At 62.2% G+C, this 17,281-nt stretch carries 17 protein-coding genes; 13 read left to right on the forward strand and 4 right to left on the reverse strand.

Annotated elements, in window-relative coordinates; all coding sequences use genetic code 11:
* The 3 genes from K0P33_RS20375 (at position 1) to K0P33_RS20385 (ending at position 1,897) form a co-directional block, all read left to right on the forward strand.
* Positions 1–840: an ATP-binding cassette domain-containing protein gene (locus K0P33_RS20375; RefSeq protein WP_242150867.1), complete on the forward strand. Its 840-nt coding sequence runs from the start codon at positions 1–3 to the stop codon at positions 838–840.
* A 4-nt stretch (positions 841–844) separates the two neighbouring features.
* Complete coding sequence (locus K0P33_RS20380) at positions 845–1,342, forward strand: Lrp/AsnC family transcriptional regulator (RefSeq protein ID WP_029296543.1); 498 nt, start codon at positions 845–847, stop codon at positions 1,340–1,342.
* Between the two features lie 114 nt (positions 1,343–1,456).
* On the forward strand, positions 1,457–1,897 hold the full coding sequence (locus K0P33_RS20385) for a hypothetical protein (RefSeq protein WP_141240559.1): 441 nt from the start codon (positions 1,457–1,459) through the stop codon (positions 1,895–1,897).
* Here K0P33_RS20385 and K0P33_RS20390 read toward each other — a convergent pair.
* From K0P33_RS20390 to K0P33_RS20405, 4 genes are all read right to left on the reverse strand, one after another.
* Positions 1,894–2,742, reverse strand: coding sequence for a TIGR03915 family putative DNA repair protein (locus tag K0P33_RS20390; protein WP_242150870.1), 849 nt, complete (start codon positions 2,740–2,742; stop codon positions 1,894–1,896). The two genes, K0P33_RS20385 and K0P33_RS20390, sit on opposite strands and share 4 nt — an antisense overlap.
* Entirely contained in the window at positions 2,739–3,959 is a 1,221-nt protein-coding gene (locus K0P33_RS20395; protein ID WP_094951331.1) for a putative DNA modification/repair radical SAM protein, read from the reverse strand. Before K0P33_RS20395 ends, K0P33_RS20390 begins: the two co-directional genes overlap by 4 nt.
* Positions 3,960–4,025: 66 nt before the next feature.
* Entirely contained in the window at positions 4,026–5,363 is a 1,338-nt protein-coding gene (locus tag K0P33_RS20400) for a SidA/IucD/PvdA family monooxygenase (protein WP_094951330.1), read from the reverse strand.
* Between the two features lie 119 nt (positions 5,364–5,482).
* A complete protein-coding gene (locus K0P33_RS20405; RefSeq protein WP_094951329.1) occupies positions 5,483–5,965 on the reverse strand; it encodes a sigma-70 family RNA polymerase sigma factor in 483 nt (160 codons plus the stop codon).
* A gap of 256 nt (positions 5,966–6,221) precedes the next feature.
* On the opposite strand from K0P33_RS20405, the gene K0P33_RS20410 reads away from it, so the two are divergent.
* From K0P33_RS20410 to K0P33_RS20455, 10 genes are all read left to right on the forward strand, one after another.
* On the forward strand, positions 6,222–7,394 hold the full coding sequence (locus K0P33_RS20410; RefSeq protein ID WP_094951328.1) for an efflux RND transporter periplasmic adaptor subunit: 1,173 nt from the start codon (positions 6,222–6,224) through the stop codon (positions 7,392–7,394).
* Between the two features lies 1 nt (position 7,395).
* Positions 7,396–9,369, forward strand: a complete 1,974-nt coding sequence (locus tag K0P33_RS20415; RefSeq protein WP_242150875.1) for a MacB family efflux pump subunit — start codon at positions 7,396–7,398, stop codon at positions 9,367–9,369.
* A complete protein-coding gene (locus K0P33_RS20420) occupies positions 9,362–10,777 on the forward strand; it encodes an efflux transporter outer membrane subunit (protein ID WP_094951326.1) in 1,416 nt (471 codons plus the stop codon). The genes K0P33_RS20415 and K0P33_RS20420 overlap by 8 nt, the downstream gene beginning before the upstream one ends.
* Positions 10,778–10,879: 102 nt before the next feature.
* Complete coding sequence (locus K0P33_RS20425; protein ID WP_094951325.1) at positions 10,880–11,641, forward strand: alpha/beta fold hydrolase; 762 nt, start codon at positions 10,880–10,882, stop codon at positions 11,639–11,641.
* Between the two features lie 109 nt (positions 11,642–11,750).
* Positions 11,751–12,518 carry an FCD domain-containing protein gene (locus K0P33_RS20430; protein WP_094951324.1) on the forward strand — a complete coding sequence of 256 codons (768 nt, stop codon included), beginning with the start codon at positions 11,751–11,753 and terminating at the stop codon, positions 12,516–12,518.
* Positions 12,519–12,695: 177 nt separating this feature from the next.
* A complete protein-coding gene (locus K0P33_RS20435) occupies positions 12,696–13,898 on the forward strand; it encodes an ABC transporter substrate-binding protein (RefSeq protein WP_094951323.1) in 1,203 nt (400 codons plus the stop codon).
* A 58-nt stretch (positions 13,899–13,956) separates the two neighbouring features.
* The gene (locus tag K0P33_RS20440; RefSeq protein ID WP_094951322.1) at positions 13,957–14,817 is read left to right on the forward strand and encodes a branched-chain amino acid ABC transporter permease; all 861 of its coding nucleotides are present in this window, start codon (positions 13,957–13,959) and stop codon (positions 14,815–14,817) included.
* Between the two features lies 1 nt (position 14,818).
* Entirely contained in the window at positions 14,819–15,829 is a 1,011-nt protein-coding gene (locus K0P33_RS20445; RefSeq protein ID WP_242150878.1) for a branched-chain amino acid ABC transporter permease, read from the forward strand.
* Entirely contained in the window at positions 15,826–16,575 is a 750-nt protein-coding gene (locus K0P33_RS20450) for an ABC transporter ATP-binding protein (RefSeq protein WP_094951320.1), read from the forward strand. Before K0P33_RS20445 ends, K0P33_RS20450 begins: the two co-directional genes overlap by 4 nt.
* Positions 16,575–17,270 (forward strand): ABC transporter ATP-binding protein, encoded by a 696-nt coding sequence (locus K0P33_RS20455; RefSeq protein WP_094951319.1) that lies wholly within the window; start codon positions 16,575–16,577, stop codon positions 17,268–17,270. The genes K0P33_RS20450 and K0P33_RS20455 overlap by 1 nt, the downstream gene beginning before the upstream one ends.
* Positions 17,271–17,281 lie beyond the last annotated feature (11 nt).

A 17,281-nucleotide genomic window follows, 5' to 3' on the forward strand; every position in this document is an offset into this window, starting at 1 on the left:
ATGAATCAGTCCGCGCAGGCTCTGGCTACTTATCCTGTTGATGTAGCGCCTTCTGCACAAACCGTCGCCCACACGGCCGCGATCAAGCTCCAGGTCGAAGGCATTCACAAACGCTACGGCGACCACGAAGTGCTCAAGGGCGTGTCCCTCAATGCGCGCCAGGGCGATGTGATCAGCCTAATCGGCGCCAGCGGCTCGGGCAAAAGCACGATGCTGCGCTGCATCAACTTTCTCGAACAGCCAGACGCCGGGGTGATTACTCTCGACGGCATCAGCATCGAAATGCAGCCAGGCCGCGCCGGCACCCGCGCGCCGCAGCAGGCGCAATTGCAGAACCTGCGCACGCGCCTGGCCATGGTGTTCCAGCACTTCAACCTATGGAGCCACATGACCGTGCTGGAAAACATCACCATGGCCCCGCGCCGCGTGCTGAATGTCAGCGCGGCCGAGGCAGAAAAACGCGCGCGCATGTACCTGGACAAAGTCGGCTTACCGGGCCGTGTGGCAGACCAATACCCGGCGTTTCTCTCCGGCGGCCAGCAACAGCGCGTGGCCATCGCACGGGCGCTGGCGATGGAGCCGGAAATCATTCTGTTCGACGAACCAACGTCAGCGCTGGACCCTGAACTTGTAGGAGAAGTCCTCAAAGTCATACAGACGTTGGCCGAGGAAGGTCGTACCATGCTGATGGTCACCCACGAAATGGGCTTTGCCCGCCAGGTGTCCAGCCAAGTGCTGTTCTTGCACCAGGGCCGTGTCGAGGAGCAAGGCGGCGCCGAGATTCTCGACCACCCCAGCAGCGAGCGCTTGCAGCAATTTCTTTCCAATCGTTTGAAGTGAACTCATGGATACCAAGGCCAACGGACCCCACTCTTCCCCTGCGCTGGACCGCATCGATGAGGCCATCATCGACGTGTTGCGGCACCAAGGGCGTATCACCTACGAAAAACTCTCGTCGCTGGTGCATTTGACGCCCAGGCCCTGCCTGGAACGGGTGCGCAAATTGGAACGACGCGGCGTGATTCGCGGTTACGGGGCGATCATCGATGTGCAGATGGTCTCGCCGGGGCTGTCGCTGCTGGTGCTGGTGGCCTTGTCCAATCAGAGCGGGCGCTCGGCGCAGAAGGCTTTCGAGGCGTGCGTCAAAGCTTGCCCGCAGGTGTTCGAATGCCAACTGATCAGCGGGCCGTTCGACTACAGCCTGCGCATGCGCTGCCGCGATATGGAGCATTACCGGGTGCTGACGGAGACGTGGTTGAATAATGACGAGTTGCACATTGATAAGTTGGTGGCGCATCCGGAGTTGGCGGTGGTCAAAAACACCGCGACTGAGCTGGCCTGAACACCGTCCATCGCTATAAATCGCTCCCACGCAGAGCGTGGGAACGACCATCATGTTGCAGTTTGAAACACCACGATGCTATACCGAGCTTACTGCTGATTGGCCGTTTCAAGGATGAACACCATCAAAACGTCATTATTGATTTGCGCACTGTTCACTTGCCTCCTCTCGCCTGCCGCTCAGGCAGCCCCAGCCGGCAGCGACGCTTCAGCCGCGTGGTTTAAGGTAGTCGTCGGGATATTGTCGGGGGCTTCTTGTCAGAATCGCCTGGTGCCTGCAGAACGAGAACGGTGTATTCGCAAAAACCGCGAACAGGCCTGTCGTGATTTCCCGGAGGGCATCGAGAAAGAGAACTGCCTGAAAGAGCTGCCTGGCGTTGCAAGCCAACCCACCCCTTCAGGCACTCAACCTTCCGGCGCCGATTACGCATTGAAGAATGTGATACCTGCCAGCACTCAAGACTTTCGCCCGCCGGTTAAAACCGATGACCTGGATTCGCCGCTGAAGCAGTTCATCAGCCCTCCCGCGCAAAGCCCCACCCCGCGCACGAACTAAACAACAGCTCCCGCATTGATAGGGTTCGCAATTCGCTTACCAGGCTTGGCGCCTACAAGCTTCGCCTGCCCATCCTTCTGTTTGCCCGTCCGCGCCTCACTGATCAACCCCGGGATCAACTTACCCTCCGGCAAGTTCTTCCAGAACCGGCTGGGCAAGTGCCCCTCCATTACCTTGGGGTTCAAGCGCGCCGGGTTGAAGATGTGGCTGTAGTAGGTCAGCCACATGGCGCTATGCGGGTCTTCGACATTTTGCGCCAGTTGCTGCCACGCCTCGGGGCACTGCCGTTGATGAATCAACTGCTCACCATCGTAGTAAACCCCATCCAACGGCGTGGCGATCATCCAGCGATGGCGGCCCATGCGCCCGATAAAGTGCTGGCTGGCTGATTTCAATATGTCGTGGGCCGGCTCATGCCAGGCCACGTACTCCGGCAGCTCAGGGCCAGCCTCTGCGGGCACGGCAATAAACCGCACAAATGCATGCAAGTGATGGGCTTCGCGGCTGACCTGCTTGATCCGCCGCTGTAACTCGCTGCCCAGTTTGTCACCTGCCAGCATGGCCGTACGGTCGCCATGACTGACCCGCCACAACACCTCGTAGAGCAAACTCCAACGCTGATCGCCGTGATAGCAAGCCGCCGATTCCAGCAGTTCCAACAAGGCTTTGGGAATCCGCGCCTGGAACGGCCCAAGCTCTTCAGGAATGGACTCGTCGGTGGCAAACAGGTCCGCCACGTGCACCTCACCCCAGCTTACTTTGCTGGGGTCGACCTGATGGCTGAGCAGCCAGCGCGCCTGCTCACGCCAGGTGCTGAACAGGTTGTCGCATTCCAGGCTGATCATCCCCACAACCCCATTTGCTGTGGCTGCGGGCGATCGCGCAGTTGCTCGCGCAGCAGCACGCTGGTGCTCTCGGCCTGTTGCGGGTGGTAGTCGCTGGTGATGAAAAACGGCTTGGCCTTGGCCAGCACGCAGCGCATGCGCGCCAGGTCTTCGAAACGGATCTTGCGCTCGCGGCGCAGGTCCACCAGACGCTGAGTGGTGCGCAGGCCGATGCCGGGGATTCGCGCGATCAAGGTCGGTTCGGCGCGGTTCAGATCCAGGGGAAACACCTCGCGATGCTCCAGGGCCCAGGCCAGCTTGGGGTCGATATCCAGCGCCAGATGGCCCGGCCCTTGGAACAGTTCGTTGGCACTGAAGCCGTAACTACGCAGCAGAAAGTCCGCCTGGTACAAGCGGTGTTCGCGCATCAACGGCGGCGCGGCCAGGGGCACGCTTTTCGGGCTGTTGGGGATGGGGCTGAACGCCGAGTAATACACGCGGCGCAGCTTGTAGTTGCCATACAGCGCTTCGGCGCCATGCAAGATGGTGCTGTCGTCGGTGTCGTCGGCGCCGACAATCATCTGCGTGCTCTGCCCGGCCGGAGCGAAACGCGGCGCGCGTGGCTCGTTGAGGACGGTTTGCTCGCCGGTATAAATGGTCTGCATGGCTTGCTTGATCGAAACGATCTGCTTCTCCGGCGCCAGGGTTTGCAGGCTGGCATCGGTGGGCAGTTCGATATTCACGCTGAGCCGGTCAGCATAGCGCCCGGCCTCGGCGATCAGCGCCGGGTCGGCTTCGGGAATGGTCTTGAGGTGAATGTAGCCGCGAAAGTCATGCTCTTCGCGCAGCAGTTTCGCCACCCGCACCAACTGTTCCATGGTGTAGTCGGCCGAACGGATGATGCCGGAACTGAGGAACAGCCCGCTGACGCAATTGCGCCGGTAGAAATCCAGGGTCAGGGTGACCACCTCCTCCGGGCTGAAACGTGCACGGGGCACGTCGCTGGAGCGGCGATTGACGCAGTATTGGCAGTCGTAGAGGCAGAAATTGGTCAGCAACACCTTGAGCAGCGACACGCAACGGCCGTCGGGGGTGTAGCTGTGGCAGATGCCCATGCCATCGGTCGAACCCAGGCCGGCTTTGCCTTCGGAGCTGCGCTTGGGCGCGCCACTGCTGGCGCAGGAAGCGTCGTACTTGGCGGCGTCGGCGAGGATGCTGAGTTTTTCGATCAATTGCATGGAGGGCTACCGATACTGGTTTTTTGTACAGTATCAGCGAGCCCCCGATGTCACAAGTGTTGCCTGTCAGCTCGCAGTGGCGAGCAACACGTCCTGCACCGAACGCGCTTTGCCACGGTGACGGTCATGCTCATACAACGACGCCGCAATCTCATCCGCGCGAATCGGCAGTACCGACAGCAAGGTATCGCTCAACCCATGGCTGGCCTGGCTGAAGCCCTGGATATAGATGCCGGCCTTGCAGCGCTCGTCGGTGACGATGCGGTAGTCGCGCGCCACCTCGAAGTCGCCCATGTAGGCTTCCAAGGGTGCCAGCAGTTCGCGGTGCATCTGGCGTTCGTAGCCGGTGGCCAGGATCACGGCATCGTAATGGCTGACACTGGTCTCGCCGCTGGCGTTGTTGCGCAAGGCCAGTTCGATGCCCAGCGGGCTGGCGCTGGCTTTCTCGACCACGGTCATGGTGCGGAAAGCCTGGCGAGCAACGCCGGAGACTTTCTGGCGATAGAAAATGCCATAGATGCGCTCGATCAGGTCCAGGTCCACCACCGAATAGTTGGTGTTCTGGTATTCAGCCACCAGGCGCTCGCGCTCGGCGCCGACTTGCTGGAACACCAGGTCAGTAAACGCCGGCGAGAACACTTCGTTGACGAACGGGCTGTCATCGGCGGGCTTGAGCGCCGAACCGCGCAGGATCATGTCGACCTGCACCGATGGGAAGCTGTCGTTGAGGTCGATAAAGGCTTCAGCCGCGCTCTGACCACCGCCGATGATTGCAATGCGCATCGCCTTGCCTTCAACGCACGGCTGTTGGGCCATACGCGCCAGGTATTGGGAATGGTGGAACACCCGGCCGTCATCCTTGAGGCCTTTGAACGCTTCGGGTACACGCGGTGTGCCGCCGGCGCTGACCACCACCGAACGGGTGGTGCGCACATGCTGGTCACCCTGCGCATCCCGGGAGATCACGCGCAACGCTTCAACCTGTTGCTGATGCAGGATCGGCTCGATGGCCAGCACTTCCTCGCCATAGCTGGCCTGCGGCTGGAACTGCCCCGCGACCCAGCGCAGGTAGTCGTTGTACTCCATGCGGCACGGGTAAAAGGTGCCCAGGTTGATGAAGTCCACCAGCCGGTCGTGGGCCTTGAGGTAGTTGACGAAGGAGTACGGGCTGGTGGGGTTGCGCAAGGTCACCAAGTCCTTGAGGAACGAAATCTGCAGCTCGCTCTGGGTCACCAGGGTATTGCCGTGCCAGCGGTAGTCGGCCTGTTTGTCGAGAAACAGGACGTCCAGTTTGCCCTGGGCTTTTTCGCGCTCCTGCAGGGCGATGGCCAGCGCCAGGTTCGAAGGGCCGAAACCGATACCGATCAGGTCGTGAACCGCGGGCGAAGCAATTGCCTGTGTCATTCCAGTGTCCTCTGGATAAGCCCCTTGGCGGTGGGGCGGGAATACCTTCAAGACCTGAACAACAGGTCATGTGTTGATAGGAAACGAGGACAATGAAATAAAATTTAACTGATCGTTGATCAGTGCGCTTCCCACTCACGCATGCGCACCCGGCAATGCTTCATGGCGTTGACGATATGTTTTTCCACCACGCTGCGGGAAATACTCAGGCGCTCGGCGATTTGCAGGTGGGACAGGCCCTCGAGTTTGCGCAGCAGGAAGCTGTCGCGGCAGGCCGCCGGCAGTTCGGCCAGGGCACGTTCGAGCATTTCCAGGCGTTGGCCCTGATCGTGGCTGACATGCGGTGAACTGGGGGCGAAACGCCCTTCGTTATCGAGCACCTCAAGGGGTTCGCACTGGCGCAAAGCGTTGCGCCGGTGGCCGTCGATCACCAGGTTAAGTGCCGTGCGGTACAAAAACGCGCGCGGTTGGTCGATCGGCGTGTCGCTTGCGCGCTCCAGCACCCGGACATAAGCGTCATGCACCACATCCTCGGCCACCTGACGGTTGCCCAGCTTGGCGTTGAGGAAACACACCAGCTCGCGATAGTAGTTTTCCAACATGACTCCCGGCCGCCAGGGTAGGCGGCATCTAATCCTTGAGTGCTAAAGAAGGCAGGCCATGAATGATGGCAGTTTGAGTACGTGCAATTTATAGTAATTCTCATCTAGTTTTAAAGAAGTCTTGCATCAACGTACGATTTTTTTATTCGATAGAGCTGTTACCGCGTATGTAAACACCTAAATTCTCGGGCAATTTTCTCGTATAACTGTCAGCCCTCCGCCAATGCGGCCTCAATTTCCTGGCTGGAACCAATGCATGAAACGCCCTCGCCCCGCCCGACGCGCCCTGCTTGTTGTCGCGTGCCTGTTCCCCATCCTTGCGGTGGTGGCCTGGCAAGTGCTGCCGCCGGGCCGCGACAGCCTGCCCACGGTCACCGTAACCCGCGGCAACATTGAAAACAGCGTCACCGCACTGGGCACCCTGCAACCACGCCGGTATGTCGACGTGGGCGCCCAGGCGTCCGGGCAGATCCGCAAGATCCACGTGGAAGCGGGTGACCACGTCGAGGAAGGCGAGCTGCTGGTGGAAATTGACCCCGCCACGCAACAGGCCAAGCTCGATGCCAGCCGCTACGCCATTGAAAACCTCAAGGCCCAGTTGCAGGAACAGAAAGCCCAGCACGAACTCGCCCGCCAGAAATACCAGCGCCAGCAACGCCTGGTTGCAGGCAACGCCACCCGCGAAGAAGACGTGCAAACCGCCAGGGCCGAACTAACTGCCACCCAGGCCCGGGTCGACATGTTCCAGGCGCAGATCCGCCAGGCCCAGGCCAGCCTGCGCAGTGACGAGGCTGAGCTGGGCTATACACGCATCTACGCGCCCATGAGCGGCACCGTGGTGGCGGTGGACGCGCGGGTCGGCCAGACCCTCAACGCCCAGCAACAGACGCCGCTGATCCTGCGCATCGCCAAATTGTCGCCGATGACCGTGTGGGCCGAGGTGTCCGAAGCCGACATCGGCCACGTTAAACCAGGCATGAGCGCCTATTTCACCACCCTCGCCGGCGGCAAACGGCGCTGGACCAGCACCGTGCGCCAGATCCTGCCGATCCCGCCCAAGCCGCTCAATGAAGCCAGCCAGGGCAATGGCAGCCCCAACAGCACCAGCAAAACCGGCAGCGGCCGCGTAGTGCTGTACACCGTGCTGCTGGACGTGGACAACAGCGACAACGCGTTGATGGCCGAGATGACCACCCAGGTGTTTTTCGTCGCCAGCCAAGTCAAGGACGCCCTTACTGTGCCGGTCGCCGCCCTGCTCGGCAGCCAAGGCAGCGACAAGCAGATCGCCCGGGTCGTGGCCAAAAACGGCGCCATCCAGGAACGCGAAGTGCGCCTGGGCATCAGCGACCGCCTGCGGGTAGAAGTGCTGGACGGCCTGAACGAAGGCGATCACCTGCTGATCGGCCCGGCCGACGGCAGCGGAGGTTGATTTGACCACGCCGCTGATTGAACTCAAGAACATCTGCAAATCTTACGGCGGCGGCGACAGCCCGCAGGTCGATGTATTGCGCGGGATCGACCTGTCGATCCATGCCGGAGAGTTCGTCGCCATCGTCGGCGCCTCGGGCTCCGGCAAATCCACGCTGATGAATATCCTCGGCTGCCTCGACCGCCCCACCGTGGGCGACTACCTGTTCGCCGGGGAAAACGTCGCGCACCTGGACAGCGACGCACTGGCCTGGCTGCGCCGCGAAGCCTTTGGTTTCGTGTTCCAGGGTTACCACCTGATCCCGTCGGGCTCGGCCCAGGAAAACGTCGAGATGCCGGCGATCTATGCCGGCATCAGCGCCGCCGAACGCCACGCCCGCGCCAAGGCCCTGCTCACCCGCCTGGGCCTGGCTGACCGTACCAACAACCGCCCACACCAGCTCTCCGGTGGCCAGCAACAGCGCGTCTCGATTGCCCGCGCACTGATGAACGGCGGGCATATCATCCTCGCCGACGAACCCACCGGTGCCCTCGACAGCCACAGCGGCGCCGAGGTGATGCTGCTGCTGGATGAACTGGCAAGCCAGGGCCACGTGGTCATTTTGATTACCCACGACCGCGAAGTCGCGGCGCACGCCAACCGCATCATCGAGATCAGCGATGGCCTGATCATCAGCGACTCAGCGCGCAGTGACACCCACGTGCCCGTCACGGCCAACAGCGACGCACTGCAAGCCGTGGACCTGCGCCAGCGCCTGGCCGACGGGGCCGAACACAACGGCGCCTGGAAAGCCGAACTGCTGGACGCGGTGCAAGCGGCCTGGCGGGTGATGTGGATCAACCGCTTCCGCACCGCGCTGACGCTGTTGGGGATCATCATCGGCGTGGCGTCGGTGGTGGTGATGCTGGCGGTGGGCGAAGGCAGCAAGCGCCAGGTCATGGCGCAGATGGGCGCGTTCGGTTCCAACATCATCTACCTCAGTGGTTCATCGCCTAACCCGCGTACGCCGCCGGGTATCGTAACCCTCAACGACGTCGCGGCCTTGGCGGAACTGCCCCAGGTCAAGCGCATCATGCCGGTCAACGGTAGCTACGCCGGGGTGCGCTTCGGCAACCTGGACTACCTGGCGTACGTGGGCGGCAATGACGTCAACTTCCCGGAGATTTTCAACTGGCCGGTGGTTGAGGGCAGCTACTTCACTGCGGCCGACGAACGGGCCGGGGCTACGGTCGCGGTGATCGGCCATCGTATCCGCGAGAAACTGTTCAAGAACGTCGCCAGCCCGCTTGGCCAATACATCTTGATCGAAAACGTGCCATTCCAGATCATTGGCGTGCTGGCGGAAAAAGGCTCCAGCTCCGGCAGTGAAGACAGCGACGACCGTGTCGCCATCCCCTACACCGCCGCCAGCGTGCGCCTGTTCGGCACCTATAACCCTGAATACGTGGTAATTGCCGCCGCCGATGCGCGCAAGGTGCATGAGGCCGAACAGGCTATCGACCAGTTGATGCTCAAACTGCACAACGGCAAGCGTGACTACCAGTTGACCAACAGTGCGGCGATGATCCAGGCCGAGGCGCGCACGGCGAACACGCTGTCGTTGATGCTCGGTTCGATTGCGGCAATTTCCCTACTGGTGGGCGGGATCGGCGTGATGAATATCATGCTGATGACCGTGCGTGAACGCACCCGCGAAATTGGCATTCGCATAGCCACCGGTGCGCGTCAGCGCGACATCCTGCGCCAGTTTCTCACCGAGGCGGTAATGCTCTCGGTGGTCGGCGGTCTGTGCGGCGTCGCATTGGCGCTGCTGGTCGGCGGCGTGCTGGTGCTGGCCGAAGTGGCCGTGCAGTTTTCCCTGGTGGCGGTATTGGGCGCATTTGGCTGTGCGCTGGTCACCGGTGTCGTATTCGGCTTTATGCCGGCCCGTAAAGCTGCCCGGCTCGATCCGGTTAAGGCGTTGACCAGTGAATAAACAAACCCTCACACCGCGCTTGTCGGTGCTCAGCCTGTGCCTGTTGCTCAACGCCTGCGCCGGTAACCCGCCTGCCGTCGACAGCGGCATTGCGCCGCCTGCTGCGTGGCAATACGCCGAGCGAGAGGCAGCCCAGGCGACCAACCAGCGCTGGTGGACACAATTCGGCAGCCCGCAACTCAACCGCCTGATCGATCAGGCGCGGCGTGACAGCTATAACGTGGCCGCCGCCATGGCGCGGGTGCGCCAGGCCCAGGCCAGTGCCGTGATTGCCGGCGCGCCCTTGTTACCCGAGGTGAATTTCAACCTCACCGCCAGCCGTCAAAAGCTGCTGCGCGGCAGCGGCAACTCGACATTGGATGCCACGCAAAGCGACAAGACCGTCGACAGCTTCGGCGCCAATCTGACGGCCAGCTATGAAGTGGATTTCTGGGGTGGCCGCGCCGCCGCCCGCGATAGCGCCGTGCAAACCCTGCGCGCCAGCGAATTCGACCAGGCCACGGTAGAGCTAACCCTGCTCAGCAACGTGGCCGACCGCTACGCGCAAACCCTCGCTGCACGCCAACAACTACAGATCGCCGCGTTGAACCTGGCGAACGCGCGCAATGTGCTCGACCTGGTGCAAACCCGCTTCGATGCCGGCTCCGCCACTGCCCTGGAACTGGCCCAACAGAAAAGCCTGGTGGCCAGCCAGCAACGGCAACTGCCGCTGATTCAGCAAGTGGCGCAAGAATCGCAGATCACGCTGGCCGCCCTGCTCGGCCAGCCCGTGCAAGCCCTCAACCTGGGTACCGAGCCGTTCCAGGCGCTGACTTGGCCGACCATTGGCCCGGGCGTGCCCAGCCAACTGCTGAGCCGTCGCCCTGACCTGGCCCAGGCCGAAGCACAGCTGGCCGCGGCCAGTGCCGACGTCACGGTGGCACGCGCGGCGATGCTGCCCACAGTGACCTTGGGCGCGACCCTGGGCTCAGGTTCGGACAAGGCCGCAGACATTTTACGCAGCCCGTTCTACACCCTGACCTCGGGCCTGGTGGCGCCGATTTTCAACAATGGCCGTTTAAGCGCCGAACGCGACAAGGCTCGCGCGCGCCAGGACGAGCTGCTGCAAACCTATCGCGGCGCAATCATCAATGGCTTTGCCGACGTGGAGAAATCCCTCAGCAGCATCACGCGCCTGGATGAGCAGCGCCAATGGCAAGCCGAAGAATTGCTGCAGGCCCAGACCGCCTTCCAGATCGCCGAAAGCCGCTACCAGGCGGGTGCCGAAGATTTGCTGACTGTGCTGGAAACCCAACGCACGCTGTACGCGGCCCAGGACTTGAACGTGCAACTGCGGCTGTCACGCCTGCAAGCCAGCATTGCGCTGTACAAAGCATTAGGCGGCGGCTGGAACGCCGACACCCGATAACAAAACTCCGATTTCCTACACAAACCGTTTAATAAACCTACATTCGTCTACCCCTGGTACTTGGTAAAAAGCCGTCCTCAGACGTCTGCCCGGTACCTCTAGATGAAACCCAGCGTTTTTGTAAAAAGCCTGGCGTGCCTCTGCCTCTGGCTGATCGCAGGCCGGGGGTTTGCCGAGCCCCTGATCGCGCCCACCGCGATTGACTGGCTGTTGGATTGCCCCTTCCCCGCCTTTCACCAACCGGACCCCGAGGTGCTGGATCGCACCCAATGCGGCAGCGTGAGCGTGCCCCGCGACTATGCCGCGCCCAAGCGCGGCAACGTGCGCCTGGCCCTGACCCGTGTCGGCGCCCGGCACCCGCTCAACCGCGAAGGCGTGGTGTTCATCCAGGCCGGCGAGCCGCAAAAAGGCCAAGGCGTTACCTTTGCCATCCATTTGGTCAGCCGCTGGGAGTCCTACGCCACCCAGGCCTATCGCACCTTGACCAACCGTTATGACGTGATTGAACTGAGCGCCCGCGACCTGAGCGAGGAATCCGGAGTCGAGCAAGCTGCGCGAGATATGGAATTTGTACGCGCACAACTGGGCGAGGCGCAGCTCAACTACCTCGGCAACGCCGATGCCACCCGGCTCGGCAGCCGCTATACGGCGTTGTTTCCCGAGCGCGTCGCACGCATGGTCTTGGTCAACGCCGGGCGAGCTGAGCCACCGCCCACCGGCGTCGAGCAATTGCTGCTCAAGGACTCGACTAAGCCCGGCACCGCCACCGCCGGGTGCGTCAACCGCTGGGTGGGCGATTTCCTGGTGTCCGGCAAACAGCCACCCGCCTCCACACGCTGCCTCGACCTCGGCAGCTGGGAATAGTCACCGCGTTTACGACCTCTTAATGCCGAAAACGACACCCTGCGTTGACGCTCTCGCCCAATCGTTATTAAGTGCTATTAATCCGCATTAATAGGATCAATAGACCACCATGCTCAGCCGCCCTTTGCGCCGCAAACGCCAGAAGCTCTCCGATGTGATTGTGGAGTCGGTCAAGCGCTCGATCGTCACCGACGCCTTGAAACCCGGCGATCGCCTGCCCACGGAGCGCGAGCTGATGGAAAGCTTCCAGTGCTCCAAAGGCTCAGCCCGTGAGGCGCTCAAGGCCCTGGAAGTGGAAGGTTTGGTGAGCACGCGCACCGGCCCCAGTGGCGGGGCTTACTTGAACCAGGCCGGCACCGAGCCCGCCAGCCGCGCGTTGCGTAACTACCTGCACTTCCAACATCTGGATGGCGAGCAGGTGTACCAGCTGCGCAAGGTCATCGAAGTGGAACTGGCGGTGTCGGTGCTCGGGCGCCTGAGCGAAGAGGATTACCAGGCCCTGCAAGACAACGTGGATTTTTGCAGCGCGCCGGAAGACAGCGAAGCCGGCCAGCGCGAACAACGCCTGGCAGAGTTGGAGTTCCACAACCTGCTGGCCAAGGCCTGCCCCAACCCGCTGCTGAGTTTCATGGCGCAGTTTCTCAACGACTTGCTGCGCGATCTGGTGGTGCTGAAAAAAGCTTACAAACCCAAGCGCAAGCAGTTCGACGCGGCCAACCTCGACTACCACAAGCAGTTGCTGAGCGCCTTTCGCGCGGGTGATGAATGCGCGGTGCGCAGCTTGATGCACGAACACATGTGCGATGCCGAACACCACATGACTGCGCTGGAAGGCGAGGTCAGCCCGCACTTTTTGCTGGAGTTTGATCACTCTTAAGAACACCACAGATCCACCTGTGCAAACCCAATCAATGTGGGAGCTGGCAAGCCAGCTCCCACATTTGACCGAGTCGCCCAATAAATCGCCTTATCCAATAAAAGGCCTGCCCACAGGCCCTGCTCCACCGTATCGCCATTGCCGCTCCTGCCAATAACTAAACCAGGGAGTCACCCCATGCAGCGTCGTACGTTGTTGAAAGCCAGTCTCACCGCCGCCGCCGCGCTCAGCCTTCCGCTGAGTGTGCGCTCTGCATTCGCCGCCGAGCCCTTTACCTTTTACGGCCTCAAGTCCATGTCCGGCGCCTTTGCCAGCTATGGCAAGTTTGCCGACATGGGTTCGCGCCTGGCGGTGGAACAACACCCGCAGATTCTCGGGCGGGCGCTGAACTACAAAGTCATCGACACCGAAGGCAACGCCGGCAGGGCGGTGCGCAAGGTGCAGGAGGCCATCCAGCAGGACGGCGCGCGGTTCTTCCAGGGTTGCACGCTGTCGTCATCGGCATTGGCGGTGGCCAAGGAAGTCAGCAAGGTCGGCGGCGTGTTCATGACCCCGGTGGGTGCCGATGAAGTCACCGGTAAGGACTGCAACAGCGCGACGTTTCGCTGGTCGGTGCCCACCTACGGCGCGATTCGCGAAACCATCGTGCCGCTGATCAAGCTGCTGCCGGACGCCAAGCGCTGGTACACCATCACCCCGCAATACGTGTTCGGCGAGGCCTTGCTCGAAGGCGCCAAGACCGTGCTCAAGGAAAGCGGCCTGGAGCACGTCGGCAACAGCTACCACTCGTTGCAAGAGCAGGAGTTCTCCGGTTACCTGACCAACGCCATCGCCGCCAAGCCTGACGTGCTGGTGCTGCTCAACTTCGGCAGCCAGTCGTCCAACACCCTGCGCCAGGCAGTGAACTTCGGCATCAAGGAGCGCATGAAAGTGCTGCTGGTGTGGTCTGCCGGCCTCGACCAGTTCCAGGAGCTGGGCAGCGACGTGCTCGAAGGCGTGTACCTCGGCGCGCAGTACTGGCACCAGGTCGACAGCCCGCTCAACCGCGAACTGGTCAAGCTGACCCAGGCCAAATATGGCATCAACCCTACCTACCCGCTGGCTGCTGACTACATCAGCACCAAGGTCATGCTCGACACCATCATCGCCACCGGCAGCGTTGATGGCCCGACCGTGGCCAAGGCCATGCAAGGCCTGAGCTTCGACGGCCCGACCGGCAAGGAATCAATCCGTGCCGGCGACCACCAGGTGATCAAGGATTACTACCTGATGATCGGCAAAGCCGCCGGCGACATGGCCGACAAGGACGACCTGGCCAAAGTGCTCAGCGCCGGCCAGTCGTTCCCGCCGGTCGAGGCGACGGGCTGCACGCTCGCCTGATCCCCTGAAACAGTGCACCGCAGGGCTGCGCGAGCAGCGTCCTGCTGAGGGTTCCTGCATGCTTAATCTTTACCTGTTCCAGATTCTCAACGGCCTTGGCTTGGGGATGATCTACTTCCTGATCGCCGTCGGGCTGACGATCATTTTCGGCCTGCTCAACTTCGTCAACTTCGCCCACGGCGCGTTCTTCCTGCTGGGCGCCTACATCTGCTACACCGCCGTAAGCCTCACCGGCAACTTCTGGCTGGCGCTGCTGATCGCGCCGCTGGTGGTGGCCGCACTGGCGTGGGTGATCGAGCGCGTGTTGATCCAGCGAATTTACCACCTGCCGCACATGTTCCAGATCCTGGTGACCCTGGGGATCGCACTGATCATCCAGGAAGCCAGCGTGATGATCTGGGGCCCGGTCGGTAAAAGCGTCGCCGTGCCGGAACTGCTGCGCGGCGTGCTAGTGGTCGGCGACTTCGTCTACCCCTACTACCGCCTGTTCCTCATTGTGTTCTCCGGGCTGGTCGGCCTGGGCCTGTGGCTGCTGCTGGAACGCACGCGCTTTGGCGCCCTGGTGCGGGCCGGCAGTGAAAGCACTGAAACCGTGTCGCTGCTGGGCACCAATATCTTGCGCCTGTTCTCCATGACCTTCGCCCTCGGCGTGGCCCTGGCCGGCGTTGCCGGTGTGCTGTTTGCGCCCTTGCGCGGTGCGCAACCCTTCGTCGGCCCGGAGATTCTCGGCGTGGCCTTCGTGGTGGTGGTAATCGGCGGCATGGGTTCGTTCAGCGGCGCGCTGGTCGGCGGTTTACTGGTGGGCGTGGTGCAAAGCCTGATGACCACACTCTGGCCCCAAGGCGCGAGCCTGATGATCTACGGCGCAATGGCCGTGGTGATTCTGGTACGCCCTTACGGCCTGTTTGGGAGAGCCTGACATGAGCGAAAAAAAACCCCTGCCCTTTGCTAAAACCCAGTCCAAAGCCATGTTGCTGTGGGTGCTGGCGGTGCTGATCGGCTTGCCGTTGATCTTGCCCTCGGCAACCTTGGCCACCGAAATCCTGATCTTCGCCATGGCCGCCCTGGCCTGCAACCTGTTGCTGGGCTACACCGGCCTGTTGTCTTTCGGCCAAGGCATCTTCTTCGGTGCCGGCGCCTACTGCGCAGCGCTGCTGATGATCCACCTGCAACTGGGCCTGTTCACCGCCCTGCTCGGCGCCGCCGTGGCCGGTGGGTTCCTGGCGTTGCTGGTGGGCGCCCTGGCGATTCGGCGCACCGGCATTTACTTCGTGATGCTGACCCTGGCGTTCAGCCAGATGGCCTACTTCGTCGCCTACACCTTGAGCGACTGGACCGGCGGTGACAACGGCCTGCTCAGCGTGCCGCGCCCGGAAATCCGCATCGGTGAAACCGTGCTGCTGTCGTTGGCCGACGCCCGCGCGTTCTACGGCTTTGTCGCGGTGCTGTTCCTGCTGATCTTTATCGGCGCGCGCCGGGTGATCGCCTCGCCGTTCGGCAGCACCTTGATGGCGATCCGCGAAAACGAAACCCGCGCCTCGGCGATCGGCTACGACACGCGACACTTCAAGATCCTGGTGTTCGTGCTGTCCGGCGCGGTCACCGGGATTGCCGGGGCGTTGTACGCGATGCTGCTGCACTTTGTGCCGCTGTCGAATATCGACCTGGCGATGTCCGAAAACATCCTGATCATGACCATCGTCGGCGGCACCGGCTCGCTGTTCGGCTCCTTGCTGGGCGCCGGTTCCATCGTGCTGCTGGGGGATTTCCTCTCCGACCTGTGGCCGCGCTGGCTGATGCTGTTGGGGGTGATCCTGATCCTGGTGGTGATCTTCATGCGCGGTGGCTTGTGGGGCGGGTTGTCGTCGCTGTTCGAACGCGTACGTGGCAGTCGCAAAACCGCCGTTGTCGCCAAGGAGCAAGGGCTATGAGCATCCTATTGGAAACCAAAAACCTGGCGCTGGCCTACGGCGCGTTCCATGCGGTGAACGGCGTCAACCTCAAGGTCGAAGCCGGCACCATCCACACCATCATCGGCCCCAACGGCGCGGGCAAGACCAGCCTGTTCCACTGCCTCACCGGCGAACGCCAGGCCACCGCCGGGGCGATTCATTTCGACGGCAAGAACCTGATGCGCAAACCGGCTCACGCCCGCGTCGGCCTGGGCATGGCGCGCTCGTTCCAGCTCACCAGCCTGTTCCAGAACCTCAGCGTGCGCGAGAACCTGCGCCTGGCCGCCCAAGGCCGCGACGGTGCGCGCGCCCTGAATTTCTGGCGCCGGGTCGACAGCAAACGCGAACACCTGGAGATGGCCGACCAGGTACTGGAGCGCCTGCAGCTCACCGCCCGCGCCGACACCCTGGCTGGCGAGTTGTCCCACGGCCAGCAACGCGTGCTGGAGGTGGGCATGTCGATCTGCTCCAAGCCCAAACTGTTGATGCTCGACGAGCCCACCTCGGGCATGGGCATCGATGACATCCCGATCATGACCCAACTGATCAGCGACCTGGGCCGCGACCACACGGTGCTGTTGATCGAACACAACATGAGCATCGTCATGTCCATCAGCCAACGCATCACCGTGATGAGCCACGGCCAGATCCTGGTGGAAGGCACGCCGCAATTTGTGCGCGCCGATGAGCGCGTGCGCACTGCATACCTTGGGGAGGCTGCCTGATGCTGATCGTCGAAAACATCCATTCCTACTACGACAAGAGCCATGTGCTGGAAGGCGTGTCGCTGACCGTCAACCCCGGCGAGCTGGTGACGTTGCTGGGGCGTAATGGCGCCGGCAAGACCACCACACTGCGCAGCATCCTCGGGATTATCTGCCCGCGCCAGGGCCAGATTCATTTCAACGGCCAGGCGCTGGTGGGGCAAAAGATCTTTGAAATCGCCCGCCGGGGTTTGGCGCTGGTGCCGGAAAATCGCGGGATCTTCCGCCTGCTCACCGTCGAAGAAAACCTGCGCATCGCCGTGCGTAAGACCAGCCGCTGGCAGCTGGAAGATGTGTACGGCATGTTCCCGCGCCTCAAGGAGCGGCGCAAAAACGCCGGCCACGCCCTCTCCGGCGGCGAGCAACAGATGCTCGCCATCGCCCGCGCGCTGCTCAACGACCCCAAGCTGCTGATCCTCGATGAGCCCACCGAAGGCCTGGCGCCGGTGATCGTCGACGAGCTGGTGAAGATCCTGCGCAAGGTCAAGGACGACGGCCTGCCGGTGCTGCTGGTGGAACAGAACCTGATGGTCTGCGACAAGCTCGCCGACCGCCATTACGTACTCGAACAAGGCCGCGTGGTCTACGAGGGCAGTGCTGCTGCGTTCCGCGCCGACCCGACGATCAAGAACCGCTACTTGGCGCTGAGCGCCTGACCGGAGACTGC

It is taken from the genome of Pseudomonas sp. ArH3a (assembly GCF_022648765.1).
In the GTDB taxonomy this organism is placed as follows: domain Bacteria; phylum Pseudomonadota; class Gammaproteobacteria; order Pseudomonadales; family Pseudomonadaceae; genus Aquipseudomonas.

Excerpts from the sequence above, each read along its gene's own strand:
- K0P33_RS20405 (WP_094951329.1), bottom strand. The coding sequence starts at position 5,965 with ATGTTGGAAAACTACTATCGCGAGCTGGTGTGTTTCCTCAACGCCAAG.
- K0P33_RS20395 (WP_094951331.1), bottom strand. The coding sequence starts at position 3,959 with ATGCAATTGATCGAAAAACTCAGCATCCTCGCCGACGCCGCCAAGTAC.
- K0P33_RS20390 (WP_242150870.1), bottom strand. The coding sequence starts at position 2,742 with ATGATCAGCCTGGAATGCGACAACCTGTTCAGCACCTGGCGTGAGCAG.
- K0P33_RS20450 (WP_094951320.1), top strand. The coding sequence starts at position 15,826 with ATGAGCATCCTATTGGAAACCAAAAACCTGGCGCTGGCCTACGGCGCG.
- K0P33_RS20400 (WP_094951330.1), bottom strand. The coding sequence starts at position 5,363 with ATGACACAGGCAATTGCTTCGCCCGCGGTTCACGACCTGATCGGTATC.
- K0P33_RS20385 (WP_141240559.1), top strand. The coding sequence starts at position 1,457 with ATGAACACCATCAAAACGTCATTATTGATTTGCGCACTGTTCACTTGC.
- K0P33_RS20410 (WP_094951328.1), top strand. The coding sequence starts at position 6,222 with ATGAAACGCCCTCGCCCCGCCCGACGCGCCCTGCTTGTTGTCGCGTGC.
- K0P33_RS20430 (WP_094951324.1), top strand. The coding sequence starts at position 11,751 with ATGCTCAGCCGCCCTTTGCGCCGCAAACGCCAGAAGCTCTCCGATGTG.
- K0P33_RS20425 (WP_094951325.1), top strand. The coding sequence starts at position 10,880 with ATGAAACCCAGCGTTTTTGTAAAAAGCCTGGCGTGCCTCTGCCTCTGG.
- K0P33_RS20435 (WP_094951323.1), top strand. The coding sequence starts at position 12,696 with ATGCAGCGTCGTACGTTGTTGAAAGCCAGTCTCACCGCCGCCGCCGCG.
- K0P33_RS20445 (WP_242150878.1), top strand. The coding sequence starts at position 14,819 with ATGAGCGAAAAAAAACCCCTGCCCTTTGCTAAAACCCAGTCCAAAGCC.
- K0P33_RS20440 (WP_094951322.1), top strand. The coding sequence starts at position 13,957 with ATGCTTAATCTTTACCTGTTCCAGATTCTCAACGGCCTTGGCTTGGGG.
- K0P33_RS20455 (WP_094951319.1), top strand. The coding sequence starts at position 16,575 with ATGCTGATCGTCGAAAACATCCATTCCTACTACGACAAGAGCCATGTG.
- K0P33_RS20380 (WP_029296543.1), top strand. The coding sequence starts at position 845 with ATGGATACCAAGGCCAACGGACCCCACTCTTCCCCTGCGCTGGACCGC.
- K0P33_RS20375 (WP_242150867.1), top strand. The coding sequence starts at position 1 with ATGAATCAGTCCGCGCAGGCTCTGGCTACTTATCCTGTTGATGTAGCG.